Origin of the sequence: Collinsella sp. AF14-35, assembly GCF_003464565.1 — a bacterium.
Classification (GTDB): Bacteria; Actinomycetota; Coriobacteriia; order Coriobacteriales; family Coriobacteriaceae; genus Collinsella.
In genome coordinates this window covers 435-2,661 of the sequence record NZ_QRZD01000047.1, presented here as the reverse complement: position 1 = coordinate 2,661, position 2,227 = coordinate 435, and the positions used below count along the sequence as shown (strand labels likewise).

The 2,227-nt window shown below is 59.7% G+C and carries 4 protein-coding genes; all 4 read right to left on the bottom strand.

From position 1 onward, the window contains the following. Positions 1–581 (bottom strand): PTS sugar transporter subunit IIC (locus DWW12_RS09600; protein WP_147324173.1); only part of this gene is annotated, 581 nt, incomplete at its 3' end. Positions 582–639: 58 nt separating this feature from the next. Beyond that, complete coding sequence (locus DWW12_RS09595) at positions 640–1,122, bottom strand: PTS sugar transporter subunit IIB (protein ID WP_117565058.1); 483 nt, start codon at positions 1,120–1,122, stop codon at positions 640–642. Positions 1,123–1,179: 57 nt separating this feature from the next. Next, positions 1,180–1,599, bottom strand: coding sequence for a PTS sugar transporter subunit IIA (locus DWW12_RS09590; protein WP_117565057.1), 420 nt, complete (start codon positions 1,597–1,599; stop codon positions 1,180–1,182). Positions 1,600–1,645: 46 nt separating this feature from the next. After that, positions 1,646–2,227, bottom strand: a 582-nt coding sequence (locus DWW12_RS10075) for an SIS domain-containing protein (RefSeq protein WP_369832173.1), incomplete at its 5' end; no start/stop codon positions are given.

Genomic DNA, 2,227 nt, shown 5'->3' with positions numbered 1-2,227 from the left:
CCGAGCATGGCGAAGCCCATGGCCGGCAGGATGTTGGCGGCAACGCCAAAGCCAGCAAGGACAAAGGGCGGGATGAAGTCGAGCATGCCCTGGATGGCGTCAGCACCCAGATAGAACGACAGCGAGCACAGCAGGAACGCCATGATGATACCGGTCAAACCGATCAGGAAGTGCATCGCATAGACACCCTTAAGGTTGCCCTGGCCGGAGAAGACATCAGCGCGGTCAACCAGAATCGGCAGGGCGGCGTTGAGGATGTTCTTGATGGCAAGGCACAGCGTGGCGATGGGCATAGCGAGCGCGATGGCTGCCTCGGTGCTCTGACCCAACTGGATAGCGAAGGCGCAGGCGAGCACGCCGCCGATCGTCTCATCAGGCGGCACGTAGGCGCCGATGGAGATCGAGCCCATGAACAGAAGCTCCAGGCTGGCGCCGATCGCGAGGCCGGACTGCAGGTCCCCCAGCACCAGGCCCACGAGCGGGCACAGGACGATGGGGCGGAACGCATAGAGCGTACCGAGCTGGAAGTCGAACTTACCAAATGCGGCGATAAGTCCGATGAGGATTGCTTGGGTAAGCATATATCCCCCTTTCCTAATAGGACACTACGAAGAGCTCAGACTCTTCGAAATTGAACGCCTAGAGCACGCTTGCGCAGTCAACCTTGGGGTCATCGGCCAGAGGACGGATCTCGACCTCGACGCCGTTGTTCAGCATCTCACGCACATCGGCCTCCTCGGCTGCAGTCAGGAAGATCTGACGAGAGACCTGACGAGCATCGGGGCGCTTCTCGTCCTTGGGCTTGGTGTTGCCCAGGTTGACCGACTTGATCTGCGGGCAGCCTTCAACAAGCTGCTTTGCCTCAGCGATGGTAGCGACACAGATAATCATCTTGTATTTGTCAGTCACACCCGAGTTAATGGCCTCGATGGCATTCGCCATATCCTTGATGACGAGCTTGCAGCCGGCAGGCTTGCCCATCTTGAGCGTCGTCTTCCACACCGGGTCGTTGGCGACCTTATCGCCCACGCAGAAAATGCAGTTGGAGCCAAGGCCCTGGACCCAAGAGACCGCGACCTGGCCATGAAGCAGGCGATGGTCGACGCGAAGTAGCTGAATCATAATGTGACCCCCCAAAGGTCTTGTGCCGTCTTACGGCGTGTCAGTAGGTGCTGCGGATTAGAACTCTTCTTCCTCTTCGTCATCGACCAAAAGATCGTTGACAAACTTCACGCGCGTATCGTCCGCAGCGACGATGGCGCGAATCGTCTCCTCAACCGGCGCCGACTCGTCAGAGAACAGCAGCTGGATAAGCAGAGGAAGGTTCATGTTGGTAACGAGGTACGTGCGGGGACGCGTCTGGACGATCTTGGTGAACTCGTTGTTGACGCTGCCGCCAAAGAGGTCGGTGCAGACAACGACATCATCGTCGGCAGCCATGCCTGCCAGCAGTTTTTGGGCCTCCTCGGCCACGTCCATGCGGTCATCGACGAACATCGAAAGATCGTGGACGTTGTCGCGAGCGCCCGAGAGCAGCTCGACACTCTCCTTGATGCCGGTAGCGAAGTGCGCATGGCTGGCGATGATGTACTGCCTCATTCTGTCTTCCTCTCAATAGCCCGGCGCGTTCCCGCACCCGTTTTCTTTAGTAGTCGAACTGGTGATAGTAGCGACGATACTTGAGGTTGTGCTTGGTGACCGTCTCGTAGTAGCGAGCCAGGCGGTCGGTAACGAGCACCGTCAGAATCCACGGAGACACGATGACGCGGAACTCGTCGTCAAGGCCGGGGATCGCGAACTCGGCGGTGTCGATGATGTTGATGTCGGTGTCGCCGGTCACACCGCGGGTCAGGAAGGCGCGGACGCGCTCGTCGAGCTTGCGGTTCTCGTCCTCGCCCATGAACAGGAAGACCGGGACGCCGGGCTCCACGAGCTCGAGGGTGCCGTGGAAGAAGTCGGCCGAGGTGATGTAGCGGGTGCGCTTCCACTGCATCTCCTCCAGGATGCACATCGAGAACAGGATGGTCTCGCCCCACAGGGCGCCGGAGCCGATGAACATGGTGTAGGGGGCCAGGGCGTACTTCTTGGCGAGCTCCTCGGCGCGCGGCTCGAAGCGCTTGCGGATATCGAGCATGTCCTTCCAGATGTCCTTGGTCTGCTCGATAAACAGATCGAACTTGGGGAAGCAGCCGCGGCGGTTGAGCAGGCGCAGGCCGAAGCAGTCGGC

Excerpts from the sequence above, each read along its gene's own strand:
- DWW12_RS09595 (WP_117565058.1), bottom strand. The coding sequence starts at position 1,122 with ATGATTCAGCTACTTCGCGTCGACCATCGCCTGCTTCATGGCCAGGTC.
- DWW12_RS09590 (WP_117565057.1), bottom strand. The coding sequence starts at position 1,599 with ATGAGGCAGTACATCATCGCCAGCCATGCGCACTTCGCTACCGGCATC.